This is a genomic window from Chengkuizengella axinellae (genome assembly GCF_030730905.1).
Lineage (GTDB): Bacteria > Bacillota > Bacilli > Paenibacillales > KCTC-33759 > Chengkuizengella > Chengkuizengella axinellae.
The window spans coordinates 682,120-708,299 of the sequence record NZ_JAVAMP010000002.1 but is presented as its reverse complement, the minus strand read 5'-3'; the positions used below and the strand labels follow the sequence as shown (position 1 = coordinate 708,299).

The 26,180-nt window shown below is 34.7% G+C and carries 26 protein-coding genes; 4 read left to right on the top strand and 22 right to left on the bottom strand.

What is annotated here, in order from left to right; all coding sequences use genetic code 11:
- From Q5Y73_RS08995 to Q5Y73_RS08965, 7 genes are all read right to left on the bottom strand, one after another.
- Positions 1–873, bottom strand: coding sequence for an aminoglycoside phosphotransferase family protein (locus Q5Y73_RS08995; RefSeq protein ID WP_305991528.1), 873 nt, complete (start codon positions 871–873; stop codon positions 1–3).
- A gap of 316 nt (positions 874–1,189) precedes the next feature.
- On the bottom strand, positions 1,190–1,429 hold the full coding sequence (locus Q5Y73_RS08990) for a hypothetical protein (protein WP_305991527.1): 240 nt from the start codon (positions 1,427–1,429) through the stop codon (positions 1,190–1,192).
- Positions 1,430–1,479: 50 nt separating this feature from the next.
- A complete protein-coding gene (locus tag Q5Y73_RS08985) occupies positions 1,480–2,976 on the bottom strand; it encodes an NCS1 family transporter (protein WP_305991526.1) in 1,497 nt (498 codons plus the stop codon).
- Positions 2,977–3,032: 56 nt separating this feature from the next.
- Positions 3,033–4,448 (bottom strand): dihydropyrimidinase, encoded by a 1,416-nt coding sequence (gene hydA / locus Q5Y73_RS08980; RefSeq protein WP_305991525.1) that lies wholly within the window; start codon positions 4,446–4,448, stop codon positions 3,033–3,035.
- A 56-nt stretch (positions 4,449–4,504) separates the two neighbouring features.
- Complete coding sequence (gene preA / locus Q5Y73_RS08975) at positions 4,505–5,770, bottom strand: NAD-dependent dihydropyrimidine dehydrogenase subunit PreA (protein WP_305991524.1); 1,266 nt, start codon at positions 5,768–5,770, stop codon at positions 4,505–4,507.
- A complete protein-coding gene (locus Q5Y73_RS08970; protein ID WP_305991523.1) occupies positions 5,763–7,136 on the bottom strand; it encodes an NAD(P)-dependent oxidoreductase in 1,374 nt (457 codons plus the stop codon). The genes preA and Q5Y73_RS08970 overlap by 8 nt, the downstream gene beginning before the upstream one ends.
- A 65-nt stretch (positions 7,137–7,201) precedes the next feature.
- Complete coding sequence (locus Q5Y73_RS08965) at positions 7,202–8,092, bottom strand: nitrilase-related carbon-nitrogen hydrolase (RefSeq protein WP_305991522.1); 891 nt, start codon at positions 8,090–8,092, stop codon at positions 7,202–7,204.
- 524 nt (positions 8,093–8,616) lie between these two features.
- On the opposite strand from Q5Y73_RS08965, the gene Q5Y73_RS08960 reads away from it, so the two are divergent.
- Positions 8,617–9,417, top strand: a complete 801-nt coding sequence (locus Q5Y73_RS08960; RefSeq protein WP_305991521.1) for a class I SAM-dependent methyltransferase — start codon at positions 8,617–8,619, stop codon at positions 9,415–9,417.
- 218 nt (positions 9,418–9,635) lie between these two features.
- On the opposite strand, the gene Q5Y73_RS08955 is transcribed toward Q5Y73_RS08960, so the two are convergent.
- Complete coding sequence (locus Q5Y73_RS08955; protein WP_305991520.1) at positions 9,636–9,761, bottom strand: hypothetical protein; 126 nt, start codon at positions 9,759–9,761, stop codon at positions 9,636–9,638.
- A 200-nt stretch (positions 9,762–9,961) separates the two neighbouring features.
- Here Q5Y73_RS08955 and Q5Y73_RS08950 point away from each other — a divergent pair, with 200 nt between their 5' ends.
- Positions 9,962–10,672 (top strand): metallophosphoesterase family protein, encoded by a 711-nt coding sequence (locus tag Q5Y73_RS08950; protein WP_305991519.1) that lies wholly within the window; start codon positions 9,962–9,964, stop codon positions 10,670–10,672.
- Between the two features lie 126 nt (positions 10,673–10,798).
- Here Q5Y73_RS08950 and Q5Y73_RS08945 read toward each other — a convergent pair whose 3' ends face one another.
- The 8 genes from Q5Y73_RS08945 to Q5Y73_RS08910 form a co-directional block, all read right to left on the bottom strand.
- Positions 10,799–12,643, bottom strand: a complete 1,845-nt coding sequence (locus Q5Y73_RS08945; protein WP_305991518.1) for a glycoside hydrolase family 3 protein — start codon at positions 12,641–12,643, stop codon at positions 10,799–10,801.
- A gap of 129 nt (positions 12,644–12,772) precedes the next feature.
- Positions 12,773–12,946, bottom strand: coding sequence for a hypothetical protein (locus tag Q5Y73_RS08940; protein WP_305991517.1), 174 nt, complete (start codon positions 12,944–12,946; stop codon positions 12,773–12,775).
- A gap of 27 nt (positions 12,947–12,973) precedes the next feature.
- Positions 12,974–13,222 (bottom strand): hypothetical protein, encoded by a 249-nt coding sequence (locus Q5Y73_RS08935; protein WP_305991516.1) that lies wholly within the window; start codon positions 13,220–13,222, stop codon positions 12,974–12,976.
- A 30-nt stretch (positions 13,223–13,252) separates the two neighbouring features.
- The gene (locus Q5Y73_RS08930) at positions 13,253–13,933 is read right to left on the bottom strand and encodes a hypothetical protein (RefSeq protein ID WP_305991515.1); all 681 of its coding nucleotides are present in this window, start codon (positions 13,931–13,933) and stop codon (positions 13,253–13,255) included.
- A 116-nt stretch (positions 13,934–14,049) separates the two neighbouring features.
- On the bottom strand, positions 14,050–14,634 hold the full coding sequence (locus tag Q5Y73_RS08925; protein ID WP_305991514.1) for a GNAT family N-acetyltransferase: 585 nt from the start codon (positions 14,632–14,634) through the stop codon (positions 14,050–14,052).
- A gap of 60 nt (positions 14,635–14,694) precedes the next feature.
- Positions 14,695–15,333 (bottom strand): uridine kinase family protein, encoded by a 639-nt coding sequence (locus Q5Y73_RS08920; RefSeq protein WP_305991513.1) that lies wholly within the window; start codon positions 15,331–15,333, stop codon positions 14,695–14,697.
- Complete coding sequence (locus Q5Y73_RS08915; RefSeq protein ID WP_305991512.1) at positions 15,330–16,094, bottom strand: hypothetical protein; 765 nt, start codon at positions 16,092–16,094, stop codon at positions 15,330–15,332. Before Q5Y73_RS08915 ends, Q5Y73_RS08920 begins: the two co-directional genes overlap by 4 nt.
- Before the next feature lie 91 nt (positions 16,095–16,185).
- Entirely contained in the window at positions 16,186–16,614 is a 429-nt protein-coding gene (locus Q5Y73_RS08910; RefSeq protein ID WP_305991511.1) for an NUDIX domain-containing protein, read from the bottom strand.
- A gap of 168 nt (positions 16,615–16,782) precedes the next feature.
- Here Q5Y73_RS08910 and Q5Y73_RS08905 point away from each other — a divergent pair, with 168 nt between their 5' ends.
- Positions 16,783–17,580, top strand: a complete 798-nt coding sequence (locus Q5Y73_RS08905) for a metallophosphoesterase (RefSeq protein WP_305991510.1) — start codon at positions 16,783–16,785, stop codon at positions 17,578–17,580.
- A 239-nt stretch (positions 17,581–17,819) separates the two neighbouring features.
- Here Q5Y73_RS08905 and Q5Y73_RS08900 read toward each other — a convergent pair whose 3' ends face one another.
- The gene (locus Q5Y73_RS08900; RefSeq protein ID WP_305991509.1) at positions 17,820–18,791 is read right to left on the bottom strand and encodes a D-alanine--D-alanine ligase family protein; all 972 of its coding nucleotides are present in this window, start codon (positions 18,789–18,791) and stop codon (positions 17,820–17,822) included.
- 908 nt (positions 18,792–19,699) lie between these two features.
- Between Q5Y73_RS08900 and Q5Y73_RS08895 the strand changes: the two genes are divergently transcribed.
- Positions 19,700–21,475: a S8 family serine peptidase gene (locus Q5Y73_RS08895; RefSeq protein ID WP_305991508.1), complete on the top strand. Its 1,776-nt coding sequence runs from the start codon at positions 19,700–19,702 to the stop codon at positions 21,473–21,475.
- A 115-nt stretch (positions 21,476–21,590) separates the two neighbouring features.
- Here the strand turns inward: Q5Y73_RS08895 and Q5Y73_RS08890 are convergent, their stop codons facing one another.
- The 5 genes from Q5Y73_RS08890 to Q5Y73_RS08870 form a co-directional block, all read right to left on the bottom strand.
- Positions 21,591–22,568: a copper amine oxidase N-terminal domain-containing protein gene (locus Q5Y73_RS08890; protein WP_305991507.1), complete on the bottom strand. Its 978-nt coding sequence runs from the start codon at positions 22,566–22,568 to the stop codon at positions 21,591–21,593.
- Between the two features lie 34 nt (positions 22,569–22,602).
- Positions 22,603–22,932: a histidine phosphatase family protein gene (locus tag Q5Y73_RS08885; RefSeq protein ID WP_305991506.1), complete on the bottom strand. Its 330-nt coding sequence runs from the start codon at positions 22,930–22,932 to the stop codon at positions 22,603–22,605.
- 7 nt (positions 22,933–22,939) lie between these two features.
- Entirely contained in the window at positions 22,940–23,845 is a 906-nt protein-coding gene (locus tag Q5Y73_RS08880) for an IolE/MocC family protein (RefSeq protein WP_305991505.1), read from the bottom strand.
- 86 nt (positions 23,846–23,931) lie between these two features.
- Positions 23,932–25,338, bottom strand: coding sequence for a M17 family metallopeptidase (locus tag Q5Y73_RS08875; RefSeq protein WP_305991504.1), 1,407 nt, complete (start codon positions 25,336–25,338; stop codon positions 23,932–23,934).
- A gap of 30 nt (positions 25,339–25,368) precedes the next feature.
- Entirely contained in the window at positions 25,369–26,157 is a 789-nt protein-coding gene (locus Q5Y73_RS08870; RefSeq protein WP_305991503.1) for an alpha/beta fold hydrolase, read from the bottom strand.
- Positions 26,158–26,180: the final 23 nt, after the last annotated feature.

Below are 26,180 nucleotides of genomic sequence, written 5' to 3'. Positions count from 1 at the left end.
TTACATAGATTTATTAGTCAACTCTCTTGTTTCTAAATCTTTTCTTATTACTTCAACTAGTAACTTCTTCTCCTCCTCTAAAAGGGCATCTGCAGTATATAATTTCCTTGCTGCCATTGGCGTCAGCCAAGGAATAATTTCATCATATGTTATTCCTGTTAAATTGGTATACTCCTCCATAAATATTTGAATTAATTCTTCTCTTATTGAATAAAAATATTCAGAGACTTGGCTTGGTATTTCAGGAGGCAAAATGGCGTATTTAATCATAACGATAAATTCAGCTACATCTGCTTCAGGGTTTCCAATGGAAGCATTCATCCAATCAATGACAACAGCCTTGCCATCATCTCCTATTAAAAAATTATCTGGATTAGGATCGCCATGACATAACAACTGTTTAGTTGGTAGAGAATCTAATATAGATATTACATTCTCTTTCTCCTCCTTAGTCAAATATTGCACACTATTAATTAGGTATTTTAGGTCTTCTCTATGTGACGCAGGGAGATTGATATTTGAATTATTGTGTATCTCGCCCAAAGTACGAGCAATTAATGGAATATCCCCTCCATTCAAATCTACTTTTTGATTAATATCGACCATCAAATGTCCTAGAAACCGTTCCAACAATGGTTTCCCATATATTCGTTCATATACTATTCCTGGTCGTCCATTGATCTCTAACAACTCAAATGGTCGAGCAACTGGAAGTTTATGATCCCAAGCCATTTTATTATTTATAAATTCCCTATTCATTGTTTCAAAGTCTATATTTTCTTTCGCTAATTTAATTACTTTGTGACTACCTTCCCATTCAAATACTTCAGAGCAGCTACCTTCACTAATTTTATTTCCAAGCTTACTAGACATTTCATAACTCCTTTCGTGTAAGTAATTTGATTAAATGTAATGTAGAGTTTTGCACCTTACCCTTGATAACTTTTTCATCAGCAACAGTGATCATGTTAGTGAATAATCAAATTTTGGTTATAAAACTTCAAACATACTCAATTTCTTCTCTATATAATTCTACTTTTTGTATGATTTTTCCTTCTAAAGTTGATTTCACCTTAGTGAAATTTGAATAAAAAGTATTTTTCCATGAAAAGAGTTCACTAAAAAGGATAGATGAGACTTTATTAAGTGCTCTAATCTATCCTTTTTAGAACGATTTTAAAGTAAATCTTTATACTTCTTTTAATTCTTTTTTCTGAAATAATATGGTTGAAAAATACTTCCTTGCATCTGCATTTGTTATCAATAGTGTTTCCTTAATCTCAAGCTCACTGCTTTCATCTATACCGTCTAGTTCAAACTCCAAGTGAGAGCCACTCAAATCTTCATGGATATTTTTGATTTTATATCCTTTTTGGAGTAATGAGTCTATTTTTTCTTTTTCATCTAGATATTTTTGATAGGATGACATATGGTATACATCTCCCCTCTTTTTAATTCATTTACCTACACACAATTTTTCTATATTTCTACTTTCGTATCTGATGATAATGAAGGAACAAGCGGTGCTTCTTGTGTGGAAACAACATCCTCAGCATCTATATCCCAATCCCTGCCTACTGTAATACCTAAATACTTCTCATCACTTGGATCATCAATTTCACTTTGTTTGTACTTCTTAAACCACCAATATTTTGCTAGAAAATAATAACAAGCTCCACCTACTACAAATCCAACTACAAAGGAATAAGTGGATAACAAGTAAGCCATTCCCCCACCTACAATCCATGAGATGAACCCAGCTAGGTTAAATCCATTCATATATTTGAATTGTCCATCATCCTTATATAATTCATGTACATTCACTCTTCTTTTCCTTAGAACATAATAGTCAACAAACAAGATTCCTACGATAGCGGATAAAATACCACCAACGATAAGCAGTGCAGGAATAATAATTTGGAATAAATACCAGGGCTGAACAATGGAACCGATAATACCTGCTGCTACCACCCCTGCCCAAAATGGAACTTTAGGACCTCCAATATTAGAAAATATAGTTGCGGCTGGAATTAAATTCGCTGAAACATTCGTAGACCATTGTGCCAACACGATCATAAGTAAAAGTACACCTAAGATAATCCCGCCAGCAGCTTCTTGTAGTGCAACCACAGGATCATAGTTTTTTACAGCAATATAGGAAACACCACCGATTATAATCATGAAGGTTTGTGTGAGGGTGAGAGCAAATATATTCCCTGCAATAGAAGACTTATTTCTTTTAAACCAGTTTCTCTCATGTTTTGGTGCTTTAATAAATCGGGAGATAGAAGGCATGTCAGCAGCTAGTGTAGCCCAGAATCCCATATTACTCATAATGACAACAATAAAAGCTGTGAAGAAAGCACCGCCAGTTACAGGATTTTCAATCCAAGACCAAACTTCTCTTCCCTCTGCTAACGCTTTATCAGATAATGTAGAGTACATCCATGCGGAAATAATAATGATGATAGGAGCAGCTAGATCAGCAAATCTTTCTACTGCTTTAATACCTAGAGAGGTGTTGATGACTTGAACAGTTCCAAAGATTAGAAAACAAACAAACCAATTATCATATCCGAATAATACAAAAAGGATGCCGTTCATTGCAGTTGAGCCAAAGTAAGTATTAATCCCAAACCAACAAGAAGCCGCAAAACCACGAATGAGTGATGGGATGTGAGTTCCAATCGTCCCAAACGGTGCTCTCATGTACACTGGAAATGAAAGTCCATGCTCTATACCAATATCACCTATGATTGTCATGAATGCTCCTATGGCCACCGTTCCTATTATCGTAGCAAGTACAACCCATCCGAGTGAAAGACTTTGAACACCCGTACCTCCAATAGCAAAGGCAGCTAACACTACAGCCATTCCAACCCAAATAAAAGCAAACCCAGCACTTCCAATTGTTTTCTTAGCATGAGGTATAGGCAGTAAATCTTTGGACTTTAAATAACTTTCCTTTTTTTCCATTTTAACAACCATCCCCTTCTACTCGTGAGTATATATACCCACTATTTTTCAATCATTTATTCATCCTCCTGCATTGCATTTTGTATGCGATTATACTTCGCTCGTTTTAAATACTTTCCTGTTCCAAGCTTCCCAACAAACTTCTTATCTTTGATCACAAATTCTCCTCTAGAAAGCACAGTTACAGTTTCACCAGTCACTTTCATTCCTTCGAATGCATTATAATCTACGGCCATATGATGCGTTTCAGCAGAAATAACCCGTTCTTTATTAGGATTAAAAATCACGATATCTGCATCAGAACCTACTGCTATGGTTCCTTTTTGCGGAAATAAACCAAACAACTTCGCATTTCTAGTAGACATAATATCCACAAATTGATTCAATGAGATTCTATCTTTTTTTACACCTTCAGAAAATAAAATGCTCACTCTATCTTCAATCGTTGGACCCCCATTTGGAATTTTTGTAAAATCACCTTTTCCAAGATCTTTTTGACCATTAAAATCAAATGAGCATTGATCTGAACCTAAGGTTTGAAGTTGACCATTTTTCAGAGCACTCCAAAGTGCATCTTGGTGTTTTATCTCTCTTAATGGAGGAGACCAAACATATTTTGCACCTTCAAAATCAGGCTTTTCAAGGTCAGTGATATCCAATACTAGGTATTGAGGGCAAGTTTCCCCCCAAATATCAACCCCATTATTTCGAGCTTCTGTAATTTTATCTACTGCATTTGCACACGAAACGTGAACAACATATAATTGAGAATCTGCCAACCCTGTTAAAAGAGCAGCTCTTCCTGTAGCTTCCCCCTCAACCTCAGGTGGTCTAGTTAATGCATGATAAACAGGTTCAGTGTGACCATCAGCGAGCGCTTTTTTTGTTAAATAATCAATCACGTCCCCGTTTTCAGCATGAACCATAACTAATGCTCCTAATTCTTTTGCAGTAATTAGAGTACGAAACAACGTTTCATCGTCGGCTTGCAGCACGTTTTTATAAGCCATGAATACCTTAAATGATGTAATCCCCTCTTCTTCTATCACCGCTGGCAATTCGCTTAATACCTTCTCGTTAATTTCCCCAATCATAAGATGAAACCCATAATCAATCACTGCTTTGTCCTTAGACTTTGCATGCCATGTTTCAATTGCATTTTCGATGGGCTCCCCTTTGGTGGTTAAGCAGAAATCAATGACAGTTGTCGTACCACCGAAAGCCGCAGCGATTGTACCTGTTTCAAAATCATCCCTACTTACCGTACCTCCAAATGGCATTTCCAAATGTGTATGGGGATCAATGCCTCCTGGAAACACAAGATGACCTGCTGCGTCCACTACTTCAGCTTCAGCTCCATTTAATTGAATCTGCTGTGCAATGGAAGAAATAATGCCATTTTCGATCAGAATATCTGCTTTATATGTATCTGTGGCTGTTACAACGGTTCCGTTTTTTATCACTTTTTTCATCAACATTCCACCTCACAAATTTCATATAAATATTTTTAAAAATAGTAAAAACTAAATTATCGTTTAATTCCTTCAAGTAGTGCTTGACGGTCATTCCATGTCATGGACTGCTGTTCATTATCAATTTCGACCATATCAATAGCCCCATCCACTGGACAAACAATGGAACATAAATTACATCCAACACAATCTTCTTCACGTACCTCCAAGTATTTGACCCCATTAACATCTGTCAGCATCTCTATACACTGATGTGAAGTATCTTCGCAGGCAATATGGCACTTATTACAGTTGATACAAACATCATTGTTGATTCTAGCTACAATCTTATAATTAAGATCAAGATTTCCCCAATCAGAATATTTGGGTACGGATTTACCAATCAAGTCTGTTACAGAAGAGATTCCTTTTGCATCTAAATAGTTTGATAATCCATCAATCATGTCTTCAACTATACTGAAGCCATGATGCATAGCTGCAGTGCAAATTTGTACTCCTGTTGCTCCCATCAACATAAATTCCGCTGCATCTTGCCAATTCGATATGCCACCTATACCAGAAATCGGTATGTTCACCTGTTCGTTTCTAGCACATTCAGCTACCATATTCAATGCTATTGGCTTAACTGCAGGTCCACAGTAACCTCCATGTGCACCTTTGCCCCTTACGTGAGGGATTGTATTCCAAGAATCAAGATCAACACCAATCAAACTATTCATTGTATTGATTAAGCTAATCGCATCTGCTCCCCCTTGGGTAGCTGCTTCAGCAATGGCCGTAATATCGGTAATGTTAGGTGTTAATTTTACAATCACAGGTGTCTGTGCCACTTCTTTCACCCAAAAGGTTTGTTTTTCTAGAAGTTCAGGCACTTGACCTGAGGCTGAGCCCATTCCACGCTCTGCCATTCCATGTGGACAGCCAAAATTCAACTCCAATCCATCTACTCCAACGTCTTCTACCCTTTTCACAATCTCATGCCATTTCTCTTGTTTTGGTTCAACCATAATAGATACTACAATCGCATGATTAGGAAATCTCTTTTTCGTTTCATATATTTCTTTTAAATTTTCTTCTATCGGACGATCTGTTATGAGTTCAATGTTGTTGAAACCCGCTACTCTTTGTCCGTTAAAATGTGTTGCTGCAAATCTGGAAGAAACGTTCAATATAGGGTCTCCTAGCGTTTTCCAAACCGCACCTCCCCATCCTGCTTCAAATGCTCTTTGCACTTGATACCCTGAGTTCGTTGGAGGAGCAGATGCCAACCAAAATGGATTGGGTGAAGTTATTCCAGCTAAGTTGATCTGTAAATCAGCCATGTTTCATAACCTCCTCTGAACTTTGTTGATGAATAGCATAGGCTACTTCTTTCCCTTGTTGAGCCGCTGTAACGACCATGGCTTCCCCTTGACCTTTCGCAAACATAACATCACCGCATGCAAATATTTTTGGATTTGAAGTTTGGAACGTTTGTGAATCCACTTTCACAACTCCTTCACTGTGGACCAACTTAAATGTTTCGATCAAAGGTGTATGCCTTTCTTGACCAATGGCCCTGATGACTGCATCAATTTCTAAAAAAAATTCTGAGTTTTGGATTGGCTTTGGACGCCTTCTACCATCTTGATCTGGCTCTCCAAGCATCATTTTTATACATTCAATCCCTATTACATTTCCTTCCTCATCTCCAATGATTCTTTGAGGAGCTGTTAACCACCTAAATTCAACACCATCCTGTTTAGCAAAATCATATTCAAAATCATAAGCTGTCATTTCTTCCCTTGTTCGTCTATATAGAATTTTCACGTTTTCTGCACCTAGTCGCACGGAGCAGGTTGCTCCATCAATAGCGGTATTTCCTGCACCAATTACAACCACCTTTTTTCCTACCAAAGAATTCGAAACCGAGCCCGTTTTTGTTTCCTTTACGAACTCAATAGCATCAAACACTCCGTTTAATTCTTCTCCTTCAATCCCCAGGTTTGGAACATTAGACATTCCCACCGCCAAAACAATGCGATCATAAGTGCTTAACAATTGTTCAGCTGAAATATCTTTCCCAACCTTTGTATTAGTTTGAATTTGAACATCTAATGATCTCACTTGTTCAACTTCCCAATCTGATATGTTCTGTGGTAAACGAAATGATACGATGCCATATTTATTCAATCCACCTGCATGTTCCTCTGCTTCAAAAATCGTCACCTCGTATCCCATTCGAGCCAACTCTCTAGCAGTTGATAATCCAGCAGGCCCTGCACCAACAATGGCTACCTTGATTTCTTTCTTTTCACCTTTTTTGAACAATACTTGCTCATTTTGAATAGCCCAGTCCGTTGCATATCTCTGCAACTGTCCAATCATAATTGGATTTGTGGAATGATTTAATACACATGCACCTTCACATAGCTCTGATGTAGGGCAAACTCTAGCGCAGCTAGCTCCAATCGGATTTGCGTCCATGATCGTTTTGGCTGATCCTAGTAAGTTTTCACTAGCCATTTTTTTAATAAACTTTGGTATGTCTATACTAGTAGGGCAAGCTGTAATACAAGGCGCATCATAACAATATAAACAGCGATTTGCTTCTTCCATTGCTTCACGATGGCTTAAAGCTGGTATTACTTCTTTGAAATTTAGATCTAAATCTCGTAGAGAGACCGTTGAAGATTTTGAGTTACCCAATAACGCAACCCCCTTTACCTATTAAATATTGTGTTGACATACTTTGTGAATGTATTTCTTATGCCTTATGGCAATAACGCTGTCATGTCTCCATAAGTTTCTGGTCTTCGATCTCTATAAAACTGCCACGTATCTCGTACTTCCCGAATCATTTTTTTGTCCATTTCACCTATAATAATTTCATCTGTATCTCTAGTTCCAATTGCAACAAACTCGCCTCTTGGATTTGCTAAATAAGATTGACCATAAAAATCTCCCATATTCCATGGTGCTTCAACACCAACACGGTTAATAGCTCCTACATAGTACCCATTTGCTACAGCATGTGCAGGCTGTTCTAGCTTCCACAGATATTCTGACAGTCCTGCAACCGTCGCAGATGGGTTAAATATGATTTCAGCACCATTCAATCCCAATAATCTAGCACCTTCAGGAAAGTGACGGTCATAACAAATATATACGCCGATTTTTGCAAAGGCTGTATCAAACACCGGATAACCTAAATTTCCCGGTTTAAAATAGTATTTCTCCCAAAATCCGCATCCTTCATTTCCAACGCCAACATGAGGAATATGTTGTTTGCGATATTTACCCAAATAAGTTCCATCGGCATCAATGACTGCTGCTGTATTATAGTACGTTGCAATTCCTTCTCTTTCATATATAGGCAACACAATGACAACCTCTAATTCTTTCGCTAAAGCTTGGAACAACTTGGTTGTTGGACCATTCGGAATTTCTTCCGCTGAATCATACCATTTGGGACTTTGCTCGGCACAGAAATAAGGACCGTAAAAAATCTCTTGCAAACAAATAATCTGAGCTCCTTTTTCTTTTGCTTCCCTAACTAATTTCAAATGTTTTTCTATGGCTTTTTCCTTATGCAATTCAATTTTTTCATCTCCATGAACTTCGTGTTTTGCTTGAATCAATCCAATCTGAACTTTATCACTCATCTCATATCCTCCTTTATTTCAGGGACTAGCTATTACTAATAGTTTATGTTTTATATAAAAAATAGAACTATAAAACGAAAGGAAAACGCTTACATTATTTGTTTTTATCTTGACTTATTTGTTAGATTTCTCAAACCATGTTTCGGAATAGTAGCTTGTTGAAGACTTTGAAGCATATTTCTATTGTACTTAAAGAACTAATGCTGTTCACTATACATAGTGTTACATGGTATGAACTGTTCTTTTTTCATATTGTTAAATTTACAAAATAGTGTTCTATATATTATTTTATAGGTTGACCTAATCCCAGTCCCTCTAAATTCATCCGTTTAAGATGAGCATAATGAACAATTACGAGCTGAGTTTCAACATTCAAAAAAAGACTAATTTGGGAGCAAAATAAATGAAAAACATTGTAAATTTGAGAGTTTGAAATTGTTAGTTAATAGTGAATAATATATGAAGAAGATTGTAAATCAAATTAGAAAATCAAATAATTAACAACATGAATGAGGATGAAAAGAATGATTAACTTAAATGACGAGAAAAAGGCAACTAAAGATGTAAATGAAGACATATGGAATGAAGAAACATACTACGCATGGGTCAAAAGGTTTGGAGAACCTCATGACGCAGTTCAAAAAATAATGAAAAACCCTGCTAAATTACTTTCTGTTCTCTATCCGAAATTTGGAAATGTGGAAAATAAAAAGATTATGAATCTAATGGGTTCAAATGGAAGTAAAGCTGTAGCCTTAGCCTTAATGGGGGCAAAAGTCACTGTGGCTGATTTTTCTGAAGGAAACAAACGTTATGCGATGGAATTAGCTAAAGAAGCTAATGTAAATATAGAGTATATTTTGAGTGATGTGCTTAAAATATCCGAGAAGCAGCTTTCAGAAAATTATGATATCGTGTTTGCGGAGATGGGCATCCTGCATTATTTTATAGATCTGAAACCTTTTATGGAAATAGTGAATACATTATTGGGGAATCATGGTCTATTTATTATCAGAGACTTTCATCCAGTTTCTACAAAATTAATCACTTCTAGAGGAACTACTTCTAAAATCCGTAAACATAAAGTGACAGGAGATTACTTTGATACATCAATTGAAGAAAAAGAGGTTTCTTACACAAAATATCTAAATGATGAAGAACCTAAAAAGGTATTGCATCGATATTGGAATATTGGAGAAATAGTCACTGCGATTTCTAATGCGGGATTAGTAGTAAAAAGCTTAGATGAGGAACCTAATTTATCTAGCGAAGTTTTTGACAAGGGTATTCCTAAAACCTTTACTTTAGTTGCAGAAAAGCTATAGGAATTTCATCATCTTTAACTGAAGGAAAAATCTAAAAACAATAATCATGAACCCAAGAACCTCCTGAATCGCTATTCAAGTGATTTTTGAGAGGTTCTTTTTCGAGTTCTCGCCTTTTCCTCAATGTAATATATAACCAAAGCTAATATTGTGAAAATAACAAATCCAGTTAAAATTATACCCATATTATTTTCCCCACCTGTATATTTGTGTTTTCTTTAACCATCCCAAACTACAAATGGATAAGCCCATGATGTAGCTAACGAAAGATTTGATAATAAAAAGAATTCATGAAAGAAAATAATAGTATAAACTTTAATATTAGTTTCATGTTCATTTTTCATCATTCCCCCTATCGGCATATCAATTGGTAATTTGTTACTTTTTAGTTTAACATGGAATACGATAGTCCAAATCATAGGTATATATATTCAACTTTTAAAATATTATAAAATTACAATAAAGAGAATTTCCCTTTCAGTTGAAGGTCTTATATCTCCTACTGAAAGCGGACAAATATATTATTCTAAGCTTAGGTGATGAAATGAAAAGAATTCTAGCCATTAGTGATATACATGGATGTTATGATGAATTCAATAAACTACTAGATGTTGTTAGATATGATTCCAAAAATGATAGATTAATTCTACTGGGTGATTATACTGATAGAGGCGATCAATCTAAAGAAGTCATAGAAATGCTCATACAATTAAATCAAAATGAGCATGTGATTTGTTTAAGAGGGAATCATGATCAGATGTTATTAGACTGGTTATTGTTAGATGATCCAAAAAAACGTGATCATTATTTTCGCTGTGGCGGGGAATATACGGTCAAAAGTTACTGCCATTGGTTTGATCAAAATCATTCATATGATGACGCAAAAGAATACATATTGAAAAATTATGATGAACACATAAAATTTTTATCCTCCCTACCTTTGTATTACGAAACTGAAACTCACATTTTTGTTCATGCTGGAGTAAGTCCTGATAGTGAAAATGACAATTGGAAAGAACAACCAATGGATACATATATATGGCTAAGAGATGAGTTTTTTAATAATGCATTGAAGCTCGATAAAACCGTTGTTTTTGGTCACACCCCATTAATAGATATCCATGGAAGTCATGAGATATGGTTTGCAGATCGTAAAATTGGAATTGATGGGAGCTGTTGTTTTGGTTTACAACTTAATTGCTTAGAAATAGCCGAGGATGGGTATAAAACCTATTCTGTGTCAAAACAGAAGTGATATATACTTAAATAAGTAATGCACATCATGGAAAAATAATGATATTTCTTAATGCAAAAAGCGATACCAGCAAGGCATCGCTTTGAGATAAATTAACGCTCTGTTCTATTGAGCACACCAGTTGGTTTAATAAGTCAACCCAAAACCAAGTGGAAATAACGGATTATAATTCTCATCACCAATGTTAATAGGAATTTGCTCTTCTAAACGTGGCCAGCTCATTGGTAGCTTTCCAGTAAAATTTAAGTCTCCAAATAATACATCAGCAACTCCATTCCCTTCAGTTCCAGGAAGCCAAGCTGCAACAAATGCATCCGAACTCTCTATTTGCTCTGTAACTATCATTGGTCGACCAGATACCAGAACTACAACTGTAGGTACTCCAGTTTCTTTTGTTTTTTCCAATAGTTCAATGTCTTTTTGTTCTAATCCTAAAAAGTCCGGACGGTCACCCAGACCTTCTGTGTATGGAGTTTCACCTATTACTATAATGGCAGCATCATAACTTGAATCTATTCCTCTTCCCGTTTGCTCAAAAGTTACACTTGTATCTGGAGAAACAGCTTGCTGAATCCCTTCTAAAATCGTAGTACCTGGTGTTATATCTCCGCTCTCACCCTGCCAACTTATTGTCCATCCACCAGATTGATTTCCTATGTCATTTGCATTGTCTCCTGCTACGAAAAGCTTCTTTATATCTTTAGACAATGGAAGAGTATTGTGCTCATTTTTTAATAAAACCAAAGATTGCTGAACGGCTTTCCTTGCAACTTCTCGATGTTCCTTTGATCCTATAGATGAAGTGTAACTTTGGTCTGGATATGGTTTTTCAAATAATCCTAACTCATACTTCTTAGTCAAAATACGTCTTACTGCATCATCAATTCGTGCTAATGATACTCTTTCCTCATCCACTTCTTCATAAAGTGTTTCCATAAAAAATGTATAGTCATCTGGGACCATAACCATATCCACTCCAGCATTAATTGCACTTCTAACCGCCTCTGAATAATTTTCAGAAATCTGATTAACTCCTGCCCAATCTGATACAACAAACCCTGTAAAGCCTAATTCATCTTTTAAAACATCTGTGATTAAATATTTGTGTCCATGTAGTTTATCTCCATTCCAGCTGCTAAACGAAACCATGATAGATCCCACGCCTTTATCAATGGCATCCTCAAATGGACTAATATGTTTTGTTCTTAATTGCTCTTCCGAAATGACAGCATCTCCTTGATCCGTACCATTCAGAGTTGCTCCATCCCCTACCCAGTGTTTTGCTGTTGCTAATATAGAAGTAGGTTCATTTAAATTATCACCTTGGTATCCTTCGATGATTGTAGTAAAACTTCGAACAATCTCAGGATCTTCACTGAAGCTTTCATATGTTCTCCCCCACCTTTCATTTTCAGCAACACAAACACACGGTGAGAACGTCCAATGAATACCAGTACCCACTACTTCTTTCGCTGTGATTTCACCTATATCTTTCACAAGCTGAGGATTTCTTGTGGCTCCTAAACCAATATTATGTGGAAAAATGGTTGCACCATAAACGTTATTATTACCATGTACTGCATCAATTCCATATATGACCGGTATAGATAATCTTGTATCTAATGCAGCAGATTGAAACTCATGAATCATCTTGACCCATGCTTCAGGTATGTTAGGTTCCGGTGCTGAACCTCCACCACTAAGAATAGATCCAATATTACGTTTCGTAATCTCTTTTTCATTTTTTAAAAATTGACGATCTACTTGTGTCATCTGCCCTATTTTCTCTTCCAATGTCATTTGAGACAATAAATTCTCTACTCTTTCGTCAATTGCTATATCTGGATTCATATAAATTGATTTATCCACTTCTTTAAGATCTCCATTTGATTCATCGACACATCCTATCAGGGCAACAACTACTAAGGCTATAATTATGATTAACATCAGCCTTTTAAATTGAATTGACATGTTTCTAACCCCCATTCTCCATGATTTACAATGATTATACTTCAATAAAATTCAAAAAGATGGAAAATAGAGGGATTCACTAAAAATTAACAAGATTTCTGAAAAATATTATAACTTTGATCGATCCTCTTATGAAGAGAAAGAAGCATTTAATGACCGAAATAATACAGCAGGAGAGTTCGCTCCCCCCTCAATCTCCCTAACATTAGCAACCAAATATAGTGCATCTTTAGCCCCTTGGGTAACAGTGGATAAATTAGGAGTCTCATGACCTTCAAACTGAATGGGTTCAGAGTTAGCCAAGATGACCCCGCTTATTTTTGCAGATATTTAAGATGTTAACTCAATACTGTTTTCTCCCAATCCATCTAACAATTGATATTCTAAGTTATAAGAAAATGAAACATCTTTGTCCATCGATTCATTGATTATAAAATTACTTTCAAAAAATCCATCTATCTTAAACAAGTTATGCTTATAACAGCAAGGGATTTCTAATTTTAACAGCACTCTCTCTTCACCTGATTCAGGCAATAATATAATAGGTTCATCGGTTTGAGTAAAAAATATAGCTGACATGTTTTACCTCCTTTCAAGATTATGTTGGCTTCATCTGCATGTTGTTTTTGGAAAAGCAACAGCATTCATCGAATGAAACCTTATAAACGGAATGAAAACTTCTCCTTCTATCTGTTTCAAATTGGCAACTAAATATAAAGTATTGTTAGTCAAGCTTTCAGCAACGATGGTTAAATTCGGCATGGTATTACTTTCAAAATCAATTTTAAACTGTTCAGAAAAAGAAGCTGTTCCACTTATCGTTTCAGCTAGTAAAGGAGTTAACTCTTTTGCGTTCTCTCCTATTCCATCAAATAATTGATAATCAACATCTACAATAAATAGGACTGCTTCATCCGGATTTGTATTATCTTCTATAAAGAAGCTCAATTCAAAGAAAGCATCAATTTTGAATAAATTGATATTAAAACAATTGGGTATTGTTAAAGTCAATAATGTGACTCTTTCCCCATTTAAAGTACTAGACAATACAGGTGTTACTTCAAGATCATTACTAAATACTTGGTAATTGATATCTACTTTACATGGTTCATTTTCTAGTAACAGCGAATGTGATTTTATTTGGAGAATTTGAAGTTCGAAAAAGGTATCTATTTTATCGATTTGATTCTTATACCCTCTTGGTACTTCCAACTCAAGTGCCACCATAAACTCCTCATTTGCAGGAATTTCAATCCTCTCATTGCTTTGAGTAAAAAACAAGTTTGACATATACAAAAAAACACCTCCTTATGATAGAGATGTTATATACTATGAAATATTAATTGATTGGGTATGGATTCTTGTGCCATTATTGATAAACTTCTTGATAGATAAGGAAGAAATCATTAATTCAATAAAAAACCTAATAACTTCTCTTTTACGTTCACCCACTCATTATCCAAAATACTATATACATTAGAATCACGAATGTATCCATCATGTAAGATCATCTCTTGACGGAAACTTCCTTCAAACTTTGCACCAATTTTTTGAATTGCGAGATTGGACCTATCGTTTCTGGTATCAGTACGAAACTGTACACGAACAAGGTTCAGGTCTTCAAATCCATATTTCAACAATAAGTATTTACATTCCGTGTTTATCCTTGTTCGCCATACTTTAGGATTTAACCAAGTACCACCTATTTCCAGGTTTCTATTATGTAATGAAATATCTAAATAACTGCTACTCCCAACAATTTCATTTGTATTTTTGTCAAAAATCACGAAAGGATACCTAAAACCCTGCTCTTTTGACTCCATCCATTTGTTCATTACTTTTTCCATATGTTCTATCTTGCTTATTGTTGACGGGCTATATGTCCATATTTCCCTATGATTACTTGCCATAAACAATTCATTTAGATGTTCATAAGACGCTGGTATTAACCTTACTCGTTTTCCTTCAAGTATAATTTGGGTCTCTAACAAGGCTCTTCACTCCCTTTCATTCATCTTGTTTGCAAGTTTTCATATCTCAATTGTTACAGCTTATTTTAACCTTTTTATGTCTATAGCTCTAACCTCTAAATCTTGGATATTAGAGTTTTCTCCTATTCCGTCAATTACTAAATCAGCTTTATCTGTAGGGTTTTGACTCTTGATGTAAAGCTCTTCTGCTGGCATCCATAAATCTTCCCACAAGTGTCGTTTCTCTTCACCATCTCGTTCAATCCCTCTAGATAACCTTAGATCTTTTGGAGTTTCGATCCATATTTTAAAATCATAGTAGGTTTCTAGTTCTTTTATTAAAGAATAACACCCTTCAATGACAACCAATTCACCACAGGGCACTTTATTCCATTCAGCTAAATTATCTTCATTCCAATCATACCTTTGATATTCGGTATTTTGATTTTGACTTAATGGAATTAAGACTTGCTTTTTCACTCTAGTAATATCCCAATTTCCTCCGATATCACTTTCTTTTACAGATTCTCTTTGTAAAGAAGTTTTATAGAAATCATCCATATGTATTACAGTTACTTTCTCAGGATTTACTTTTTTGAACGATTGTGCTAGTGTACTTTTCCCAGCTCCCCCACAACCATCAATCCCAATTAAAATTGTTTTACTTCCTTCTATTGTACTCATTAGTTTATTGTAAATATCTTTAATTAATAGATTCATATACTAGCTCCTTCTTTTAGTGGTGGGAATCCAGCACGACTCCATAACCATAACGGAGTGTGAACATCAATAGGTGATAACTCGCTACCAACCAAAGCTTTTTCCCAAGCATTTGCTACACTTTGACGGTTTTCCACTGTACCCTCAAGTACTTCTGAAGAACACAAACCTAATTTTACAGTGGCTTTTAAAATATGTGTATCAGGAGCTATAGTAATTAAATTTCTTGATTTCCAACGAACTCCTGCATAACTCTCAAGTACATACAACCAATAGTTAAATATTTTGGGTCCAGAAAGATAAGGAAACTCCGGTTTTCGTATATTTTGCATAATCTCTTTTAATAGAGCTATATCAAAATCTACTGCTTTAATAAGTCCTAAGACGTTCTGATTTGGAGAGGATTTAGCAATACCTTGAGCAACACGCTGCCAAATTTCTGGATGACGATTAGGTTGCAAACCTACTCGATGAAGAAGTAATGATTCACGTAAATCATCCAAATTACTTTCAGCTACAGCACCTAGATTAAAAATCCATTTCGTATCATTATCCTGATATGCTTGTACAACTGACTCCCATAATTTGTAGGAGTTTCTTTGATAATTTAAAGCCATCCCCAATGTCAAAACATCCAATAAGTCTTCTTTCGAAACAACATCAATTAGAACGTCTTCAGGCATAAGTTTTCCTCCAAGAAGCCCATCAGTATGCATTTTAATCAATAATTTTATATTTGCAAAAAATGACTCGTTGATCATTATTATCCCCCATGTCACTATCCATGATTGAATTTTCCCTACAATATCCTCTAATATCCTCTAAACTAAATCGTTCAAAAATAAAAATTCTTCAATCTACATTAACATTAGAGAGTATTTTATCTTTACACATATTCACTTGTTCTATCATGTGTCCAATATTCCCTTCACCAGCATAAAGGGTCATGTTAAAAAAGTCTTTATCCAAATCGGACCAATATAAAATATTTTCATCACCTGAGACAATAATATCTTGCTTTAATTTACCAACATAAACTTCAACATAACATTGATGCATATAGTATGTATAATCCATTAAATGATGTAGAGTCACATCCTCTTTTGAAATACCCGTTTCTTCAAAAAGTTCTCTGTATGCAGCTACAATGCCAGACTCTCCTTGTTCAATCTTTCCTCCGACTAAGTTACTTAATCCTTTATATGGATCTTTTAATCGATTGCACATTAATAATTCATCCATACTTTTATTGTATATCATAATAACGTTATATCCTTGCATTCTATTTATCCTTTCTTAAACATAATTTCTTTTATTTATTAATCAACATGACTACAGATCATCTTCATTTTCATAAGGAGATTGGTGAGCCTTAATAGTATAGATATATCAAATATGTTACTGTAAAGTATGGATGTTGTACATCATTTATCATTTTGGGAGGACTATATGCTGATTTGGAATATTTTATTTGTTTCTATCCTAGTGATCATCGTTTATACTACAATTCACACTCATTATATAAAGGTATCGTCCCATAAAATTCACTTGGGTTTACCACAGCCTATGACTGTTGTCCAACTCTCTGATATACATGGCAAGACTTCTTTTATTAATGGAAAAATATCGAAGATCGTCAATTCTATTCGTCCAGATTTAATTCTAATAACTGGAGATCTAGCTTCTACTAGCAAACATTTGCCAAAAGTGTTGAAGGAATTGAAACAATTGACTTCGCCAAATGTCTACTTTGTCCCTGGTAATTATGAAAGAGAACAGAGGAGAGGTCTTAAGAAAAAAATATTAACGGACAATGAGTACTTGGAAAACGTTAATGCTATTCGCAGTATAGGGAAATACTTAGAAAATTCAGGAGTAAAGGTGACTGTTAACAATTCATCCGTATCTATATACGGTTTTGATAATTCCATTTATGGTCTTGAAAAAGAAGATCGCAGCTTTTTGAAAAATTCTGATACTGTGAATATATTGCTTGCTCATTCTCCTAGTATCATTCATTTTATTAAAGAGCATAACATTCCTTATCACCTTTTATTAACTGGACATACACATGGAGGGCAAATCCGTTTATTTGATAAATCAATAGGACCCTATAAAGATTTTCATGTAGGAATGAAAAAAATAAAACCTCAATCCTACTTTTATATAAACCGAGGAATAGGATTTGTGAAATTGCCTATAAGAATAAATTGTTCTCCAGAAATTACTGTTATACGGTTTGATTAAAGTTGTTATTAGAACCTCGGTTAAAACCTTTTAATTATATGAAATACTTAACCAAAAAAGCGAGAATATCCTAACGAAGGATTTTCTCGTTTATTTGATTCAACTTTTCCGACAGTGAATTTGTTTATCTTTTTAATTGTTTTATAATTTCACCCATAATCTATACAGCCAAGCCTCACATTGTTGAGAGGAACTTATTTTATACAATCATTTTAATATAAAGTTATAATGTCAATACGCTAATTAGATACAAGTGTTCTTTGTAATGCATTATTAACTATCAAATCAATTACTTTTTCATATCCCCATTTTTTCCCTATTTCAAATGCTTTAGGAAAATAACTAGACCCTTTCTTCATCCCTGGAACTAAATTTATTTCTAAAAAGTAGCACTCCCCGTATTCATCCATTTTTATATCAATTCTGCCGTAATCTCTTGCACCTAAAAAATTAAAAGTATCCATTGCAATATTGTTTAATTTGTTTTTAATATTGATATCGACAATTTCTCTTAATTCTTCTGTATCTCCTGTTTTAACTTCGCTTCCTAAGATTCTAACTCCATTTTTATTTTTTGGGGGAATAATCTCGATTGGTGACACAATTAATTCGTTGTTTTGATTTTGAATGATAGCTACAGTAAACTCTCGCCCACTTAGGTACTTTTCAGCAAGTACTATTTTGTTGTATTTCAAAAAAATGCTCTCTGTTTTCTTCTTGTAATCTAAAAAGTTATATACTAAAGAATCTTCATCAATTCCATTCCCATTTGCAGCATTCATTGGTTTTAGAAAAATAGGAAAGTCAATTGGAATATCAGCTTCTAATTGATATGTTTCTGGTGTAACTAAAAAATAAGCAGCGGTTTTAATTCCTTCTGATTCAATTTGTTTTTTTGCTTCTATTTTATTTGAATCAAAATTTAATACTTCCCTGATTGAACCTGTAAAATTAAGATTAGATTTTTCAAAAAAATTAGAGAGCCAAAGTTTCTCTTCATTTTCTAACTGAATATACTTAACAGCTAAAATGACAAGGTCAGGCTGCCTCATTGTAACAAGTGTTAAATCAGATTCATTTTCACAAATGTTTAATTTAACATTCCCAAATCTTTTTTGTAACGTTTCTAAAATAGCCTCACATGCTTCTATTGTCCCAAATCCAGTCTCTTTCAAATTTTCGTTAGGTGTTGTTATGATTTCTATTTTCATTTTGTTCCTCCTATAGAATGATGAATTTATTTGAAATGTTCAATACCTTTTAAATTCTCATCCTGATCGCTTGCAATATCGTTTAATGTAATTATGATAATGTTAAAAATAAAGTGACATGGATATTAAAAAATTGTTTCTGAGGGAAATGGTAATTAGTAAATCAGAATAGACTATAGAGACCTACACAAAGAAAAGATTCTATCATGAATCACCCAAAGAGGCACAAAAAAAGGAGATTATTGTAATAACTAAAAAATAAGCATTGGAATAATGACAAACAATACTTCATGAAAACTTACATCGAGAAATAAAAGACAATAGAAAAGATTCATCATTAATTCTCATACTATTTTCTGTAAAAAAAATGACCAAGTAGTAAAAAAATAGAATAATCTGTCGGGTTTATTTCGGAGACCTGTAAATAAACGAGTTGTTCGTTATACCGACACGTGGATTGAAATAATGTGAGGCTTGAGTGGATAGAACAAGGAGAAAATTCGTAAAACAACAAAAAGAAACTGATTCAATTTTACCGTCGGAAAGAGTACATAAAATCAGTCCCTCAACCCATCAACATAAGTGATGATTCTACTATTATATCAATAGGGTTTATAAATGACAATTTTTATTTATCGTATAAGCATATTCAACCCTTATCTTCTATCTCTTTTACATGCTTTTATGATGTAAATACAGTTGCTTTAAGACTTCTTGAACCAACAAGCAAGAAAACTGTGATTTCATATTATAAAACTAACTATGCTCGCTCTAAATTGACAACAAATAATTGCCTATTTCATTCCAACAAAAATAGATTTGAAAATATTTACATATTTGTTATTTTGATATAATATTTAGTTGATAGAATAACTTTTATATCAAAAAAATAAAACGGAGGATGAAGAATGAATTTAAAAAGATTTTTTTCTGTATTTATGACCATTGCACTAATTCTATCTTTCTCAATTCATAGTTCGATTCAAATTGATGCTGAAACTAGCAAGTCAACTACAGAAACTTCAGAAGAAAGTAAGATCATCGTAAAATTCAAAGATAAAACATCCAAAGAGATAAAAAAACAAATACATCTAGAAGAAAAAGCTGAGGTTTTAAAGAAAAATGAACAACTAGGTTTTGAGGTTGTAAAGATTAAAGGAAAATCTGTAGAAAAAGCCTTAAAACAATATAAAGATAGAGCAGATGTTGAATATGCAGAACCTATTGTTACATATCACGCTTTATTCACTCCAAACGATGCGCTTTATTCAACAGACCAATATGGTCCCCAAATGATAGATATTGAGAAAGCTTGGGAGATCACACAGGGCAGTGAATCTGTTGTAGTTGCCGTACTTGATACTGGAGTACAAGCAGACCATGAAGACTTACAAGGAAAAGTCATTCCTGGCTATGACTTCATAGATAATGATAGTGACCCTTCTGATGAACAAGGACATGGTACACATGTTGCTGGAACAGTTGGAGCAGCTACAAATAATGAAATAGGCGTTGCTGGCGTAGCTCCTAATGTTAAAATCATGTCTATACGCGTATTAAATGAATTTGGCTCAGGGACAAATGCTGGAATTGCAGATGGAATTACTTTTGCTGCTGATCATGGTGCAGATGTGATTAATTTAAGTCTTGGGGGCCCATCTTCTTCTATAACTTTAGAAAATGCGGTTAACTATGCATGGAATCAAGGTGCGGTTGTCATTGTTTCTGCAGGAAATGCAGGAACCTCGATTCCACAATATCCTGCCTATTACGAAAACTCATTATCTGTTGGTGCGACCAATTCCAACGATATTAAATGGTCTGCATCAACTTATGGAACTTGGGTAGATGTGGCTGCTCCAGGTGCAAATATAATTTCTACACAGCTAGGTGGCGGTTATATTTATGATAGTGGAACATCGATGGCAGCTCCACATGTAGCTGGATTAGCAGGTCTACTTGCATCTCAAGGACTAACAAATGTTGAAATACGTAATGTAATCGAAAGTACAGCAGAACCTATATCAGGTACAGGTACTTATTGGGAACATGGAAGAGTTAATGCATTTCTTGCATTAAGTGGGGGGGACGTCCCTGATCCCGACCCTACTATCGTATTTGAAGATGATTTTGAAACTGATCTAGGGTGGGTTGTAAATCCTAATAACAATGATAGTGCTACAACAGGAATCTGGGAACGAGCCATCCCTGAGCTGACTGATTATAACGGAACGAAACAACAAGGAACTACATCAAGTGGAAGCTTTGATCTTGTAACAGGAGGAAATGCAGGAAGTTCTGCAGGAGTCAATGATATCGACAGCGGAGTTACTACGATTCAATCACCAGTTATCTCATTACCATCTGATGGTTCACTTACACTATCTTTCACTTATTACTTCAGTCATTACACGAATGCAAATCGTGATGATTTCTTTCGTTTGAATCTAGTACGCTCAGATGAAACTGTCGTAACTCTATTTGAAGAATTAGGAGCTTCCAGTGATCAGGATGCAGCATGGTCGAATCAAGCCCTTGATCTCTCTGCTTATTCTGGAGAGGATGTTTATCTTCAATTCAAAGCGTCTGATGCTGGCAGCCCTAGCTTGGTAGAAGCTGGAGTAGATGATGTCAAAATCGAAAAAAATGAACCACCTAATTCGATAGAACAAATGATACATTAAAGTCGGTTTTTAATAAACTATCGTATTTAACCCCAATTTTTAAGGGTATCGCCTAATTGACGATACCCTTAAATAAAAAATATTACTTCAAAACAGAACTATACTTTGTTATAAATTAATAGTCATATTTGTAATCCGTTCTTACTTCACCTGGTAGAGTTAAAGTCATGGTTCCCTCTGAATTAGTGACACTCCCACCAACAATATGCTCGTAAGCAATCAGGGTATAATTTCCATTGCCATCTATTTGTCCATATTGTTCATGGCTACTATCTCCAAAATAGCCTTGAGAATAATACAACATTTCCTTATTTAGATGAGGAGTCTCCCCTGTATCATCTTTAATGTTCATCTGTAAAAAAGAATCGAGATGATCATAGTTTAGATCCTTAAAATGAGCTTGCCAAGTACAAACAAGAAAGTCATCTTTAAGCTCTATCCATGAAATCGTGTCACCATCAAGATGATAATAACTAAGTACTTCTCCTTCAGGAAAAATATACGTATTATCGTAGTTTTCATAGTTTCCATTTATATTTGTAACATTTAGTGGGGTATTCATATAATGAACAGGCTGAAATAATCGTATAATTTCCCACCGCGCCTCTTCTAAAGAACCTCTATACAATACATCCTCTTGCTCCTCACTTAGTGGAGAGTTAATACTAATCTCTCCCGGAACCCAGCTCACCTTATATCCAAAGGATTGAGCAATTAATCTTAAAGGAACATAAAGAGTACCCTTTTTCAGTTTAGCAGGGGATTCTAATTCTAGTATCTCATCATTATTTGATCCGCCTTGTAACTGTGCATGTTGTGCATTAGGTTTTAAGTTTAAGCGTTCTCCCCATATCTGAACAGTTGCCGTGGATGTATTTACATCCCACATCACTTGTGCGTCCAATGCCTCGCTTACAATTCGTAATGGAATGAGTGTTCTATCACTATCCATGATAGTGGGGAGATCCTCGGTTATGACCTTGTCCTTTACTATTAACTTAGTAGGGACAGATTCAGCATAAATGATTTGAAGGGTAGAAATAAGTAATGCGGCAGTTGTCACAATAAATGTATGACGAACCCATTTTTTCATTAATAAGGCTACCTCTATTTCATTATTTTATAAGTTATGTATTAAACGTACTATACTCTTCTTTATTGGAAAGATCATCTATTCTTTTACCTTCAAAAAAACCTAGTGATCTTTCTCTTAATAAAGGGGTTTGATTTATATTGTTCTTAGGAAATACAATTTCTGCTGTTCTTACCGCTCTTGACAAATCAGAAGAGTATACTTTATCAAATTTCATATTTTTGATTGATCTGGACAACTTTAACGCTTGTTCCTCCCCTTCTATCGTTAAAGGGCTTTCATACTGTCCAGTAAACATCGTATATTTTTCTTTGTTTAATAAATTCGCTTCTGTTTGTCCATGCCTAATTAAATAAATATCCATTTATAACTTACTCCTCACTTTTTCCATGCATTATTCCATCTACCCACGAATAACACCTTTCCAAATCTTCATCACTAATCAATTCAGATCTATGTTCGAAGAGTATTTTTATATTCTTATTTTCTTTTTTAATTATCCCCAAGTACTCTTCTATAGGTGCCCAGCCATCCTCAGGTTGCAGTTCAGGCAGTACTGGATAATGATAAAATTCTATCTTCTTATTCACTTTTACGTTCCACAAATGAATCAAATCTGCAAATCTACCGTATTTTTTTATGATGGTCTTAGGATCAAAATATGGATCTAGTTTATCTTGAAAATGTAATCTACCTGTATCAAGGCATAACTTAACATGATTGTATTTTTCAAATAATTTTTCAAGGAAATCAGTCTCGTATACGTAACGATTTAATCCATCGAATTCTAATATAGGTGTAAAATGAAACTCCTCACTTTTCTCAGTAAGCCACTGAAATAAGGACTCACTGTGCTCTATTAATTCATCCAAGGAATAGCTGCTCTCAAACACAAACTCACTTGGGTCAGTAAAACGCCAATTGCTCCAATCTACTCTATCATCTAATAAAACAGGCTTTGGATAATGAAATAATACATACGAGGGATTCATAGAGGTTAAAAACTCCAACTCCTCCTGTATCCATCTATAGGCTTTCTCTCTAGTTTTTTCGTTTTGATCTAAAAACAGAGCATCCCTTACTTTCACATTCTCCGATCGAAATGGAAAGTGTACTCCAATTTGAAATCCTCTCTCTTTAGATTCTTTTAATAAGTTCAAAGTATCTTTTTGCCCAGAAAATAGACAAGCTTCTATACCATAAAAATCGTCCTTAAAATCCCTTTTAAATTTGTGATAATCAAAACTTCCATGTTGTCCAATCAAAAAATGATGCATAACAGCTATCCCCTTTGTAAATTGCAAATGCAAAACCAGGTTGCCTGCTTTTGCAATGATGTTTTCAATCATACTCTTACGAGCAGCTATTTATTATGGTTTATAATGAAATCTGCCAAAAGACGAACACCAAAACCCGAAGGACCCTTAATATGATATCCCTTTGTTATTGGTGATTCTGCTGTTCCTGCCATATCAATATGTGCCCATTTCACTTGGGGAACAAACTTTCTTAAAAATAATGCAGCAGTAATATGAGCTGCTTGGGTCATCGTTGTATTGTTTGATATGTCGGCATATTCACTGTTTAACATTTGTTCATACTCTTCAATTAAAGGCATTTGCCAAACGTATTCCCCTAATTCATTGCCGATTTGTTTCAAGCTTTCTGTTACTTCTTCATCTCCATATACACCAGCCATTTTATACCCCAATGCTGAATAAATTGAGCCCGTTAGCGTGGCAATATCAATAATAATTTCAGATTTGAAGCGTTCTGCGTAAAGTAAAGCATCTGCCATTATAAGTCGCCCTTCCGCATCTGTATTACCGACTTGCACATGTAAACCATTTGAATAATGTATAACTTCACCTGGTAAAAAAGCATTTGCATCGGGTGTATTTTCAACAATAGGCAATAATGCAGTAATATTTACTGGTTCATTTCTTAGTTTCAACAATTCCACTGCTCCAAAAACAGCTGCAGAACCTCCCATATCAACACGCATTCCACTCAAAAGTCTACCTTTCTTAAGGTTTATGCCCCCTGTATCAAAGGTAACGCCTTTCCCTATTAAAGTAATATGAGGTTGAGTAGGATCAGTGCATAGTTGTATTTCCGCTAAGTAAGATGAATACCTGCTGCCTCTCCCTACAGAGAGGATTCCATTCATCTTCATTTCCTCTAGTTTCTTCTCTTCATGAATATGTACATTTATCTCATGACCTTCAAATTGTTCTTTTATTTTCTCAACATAAGCATCTGGGTTTAAATTTTTGGGGTCCAGATTACATAGATCTCTAGCAAAGTTTTGGCTGTTAGCATTCATAATGCCTACCTGGATTGCTTTTTCAATCTCTTTTGTTTTTTCTAGATTCACAATTAATCTATTTGGTAAAATTTCTTTCACTTCTGTACGATACACTTGAAACTCACACCTTCCCAAAATCCAGCCTTCTACAAAAGCAGTAATTACCTTTTCTAATTCCAGCTTCGTTTCTTTCACAAATTCAAAAGAAATTTGCAAAGCTTCTGTGTTCATTTTTTTCACAAATCTGGCAGTTTCTCCTGCTGCATTTCTCAAATCCTCATAAGAAAGTTGTTCCCTTACTCCTAAACCTGTAATTATACTTGGCGTTTGCTCATTTGGTGAAAAATAATGAACTTGATTTTTCACCATCATCCATTCTGGAATACTAATCATATTTGTGCCTTCTACTACAGGAATCACTTTCATAATGTTTGTATTGCTTGTTTTTAATTCAACTTCCATTATGTATACCTCCTTGTATTTTAAATTTACTTAAATGATTTCTTGTTTTAATATGTTATAAAATGAATCTTTAGCGAATCTCTCTTTCCATGGTGAATGTCCACATTTCTCTAATAAATAAAAATGAAAATCATCTAGTGCATTTTCTAAAGGTTTCTTCACTCCTTCGAATGGATGTGGATCATGATCACCATGTATTGCTGCAACAGGGCATTGAAGTTGATCTGCATATTCTATAAGTAACCCCATTTTTCTTAACTCTGCAGCTTCCTTCCAGACAGGAATAAATTCATTACTTTTTACAATTACTTTATCTTGATCTTCCTGTTGATTGTTCAATACATCAAAACTATCAGATTCAGTAACTAACTCACTTAATCTAACGTAATTATTCTTATTATGTGTAGAACTAGGTGAATTAAGCTCTTCTATTATCAGCTTAAATTCTTTTGCATCCTCATTACTCAATCGTTTCAATCTGTTTTCTCTTAGACTTGGAACATATTTTTGTTCAAATGGAGGACAGCCAACCAAAATTAGTTTTTTTACTATAGAAGGATGTCTCAAAGCAGTAAGATATGCTAACCACGCTCCCCATGAGTGTCCAATCAATGTTATTGGTTTGTCTGCATATGCTTTTAATGTTTCAAACAATTCAGAAATTTGTCCTTCTAATGTTGTTTTTGTTTGTATGGGTTCTAACACTCCAATATGTTCAGAAAGCACTCTAGCAATGGCTGCAACTGTACCGGGCGCTCCAGGACCGCCATGAATGACCGCTGCTCTAGATGGATCTTGACCATAAGACCTTATATGCATGGAAATGAAACCTCCTAATGTAA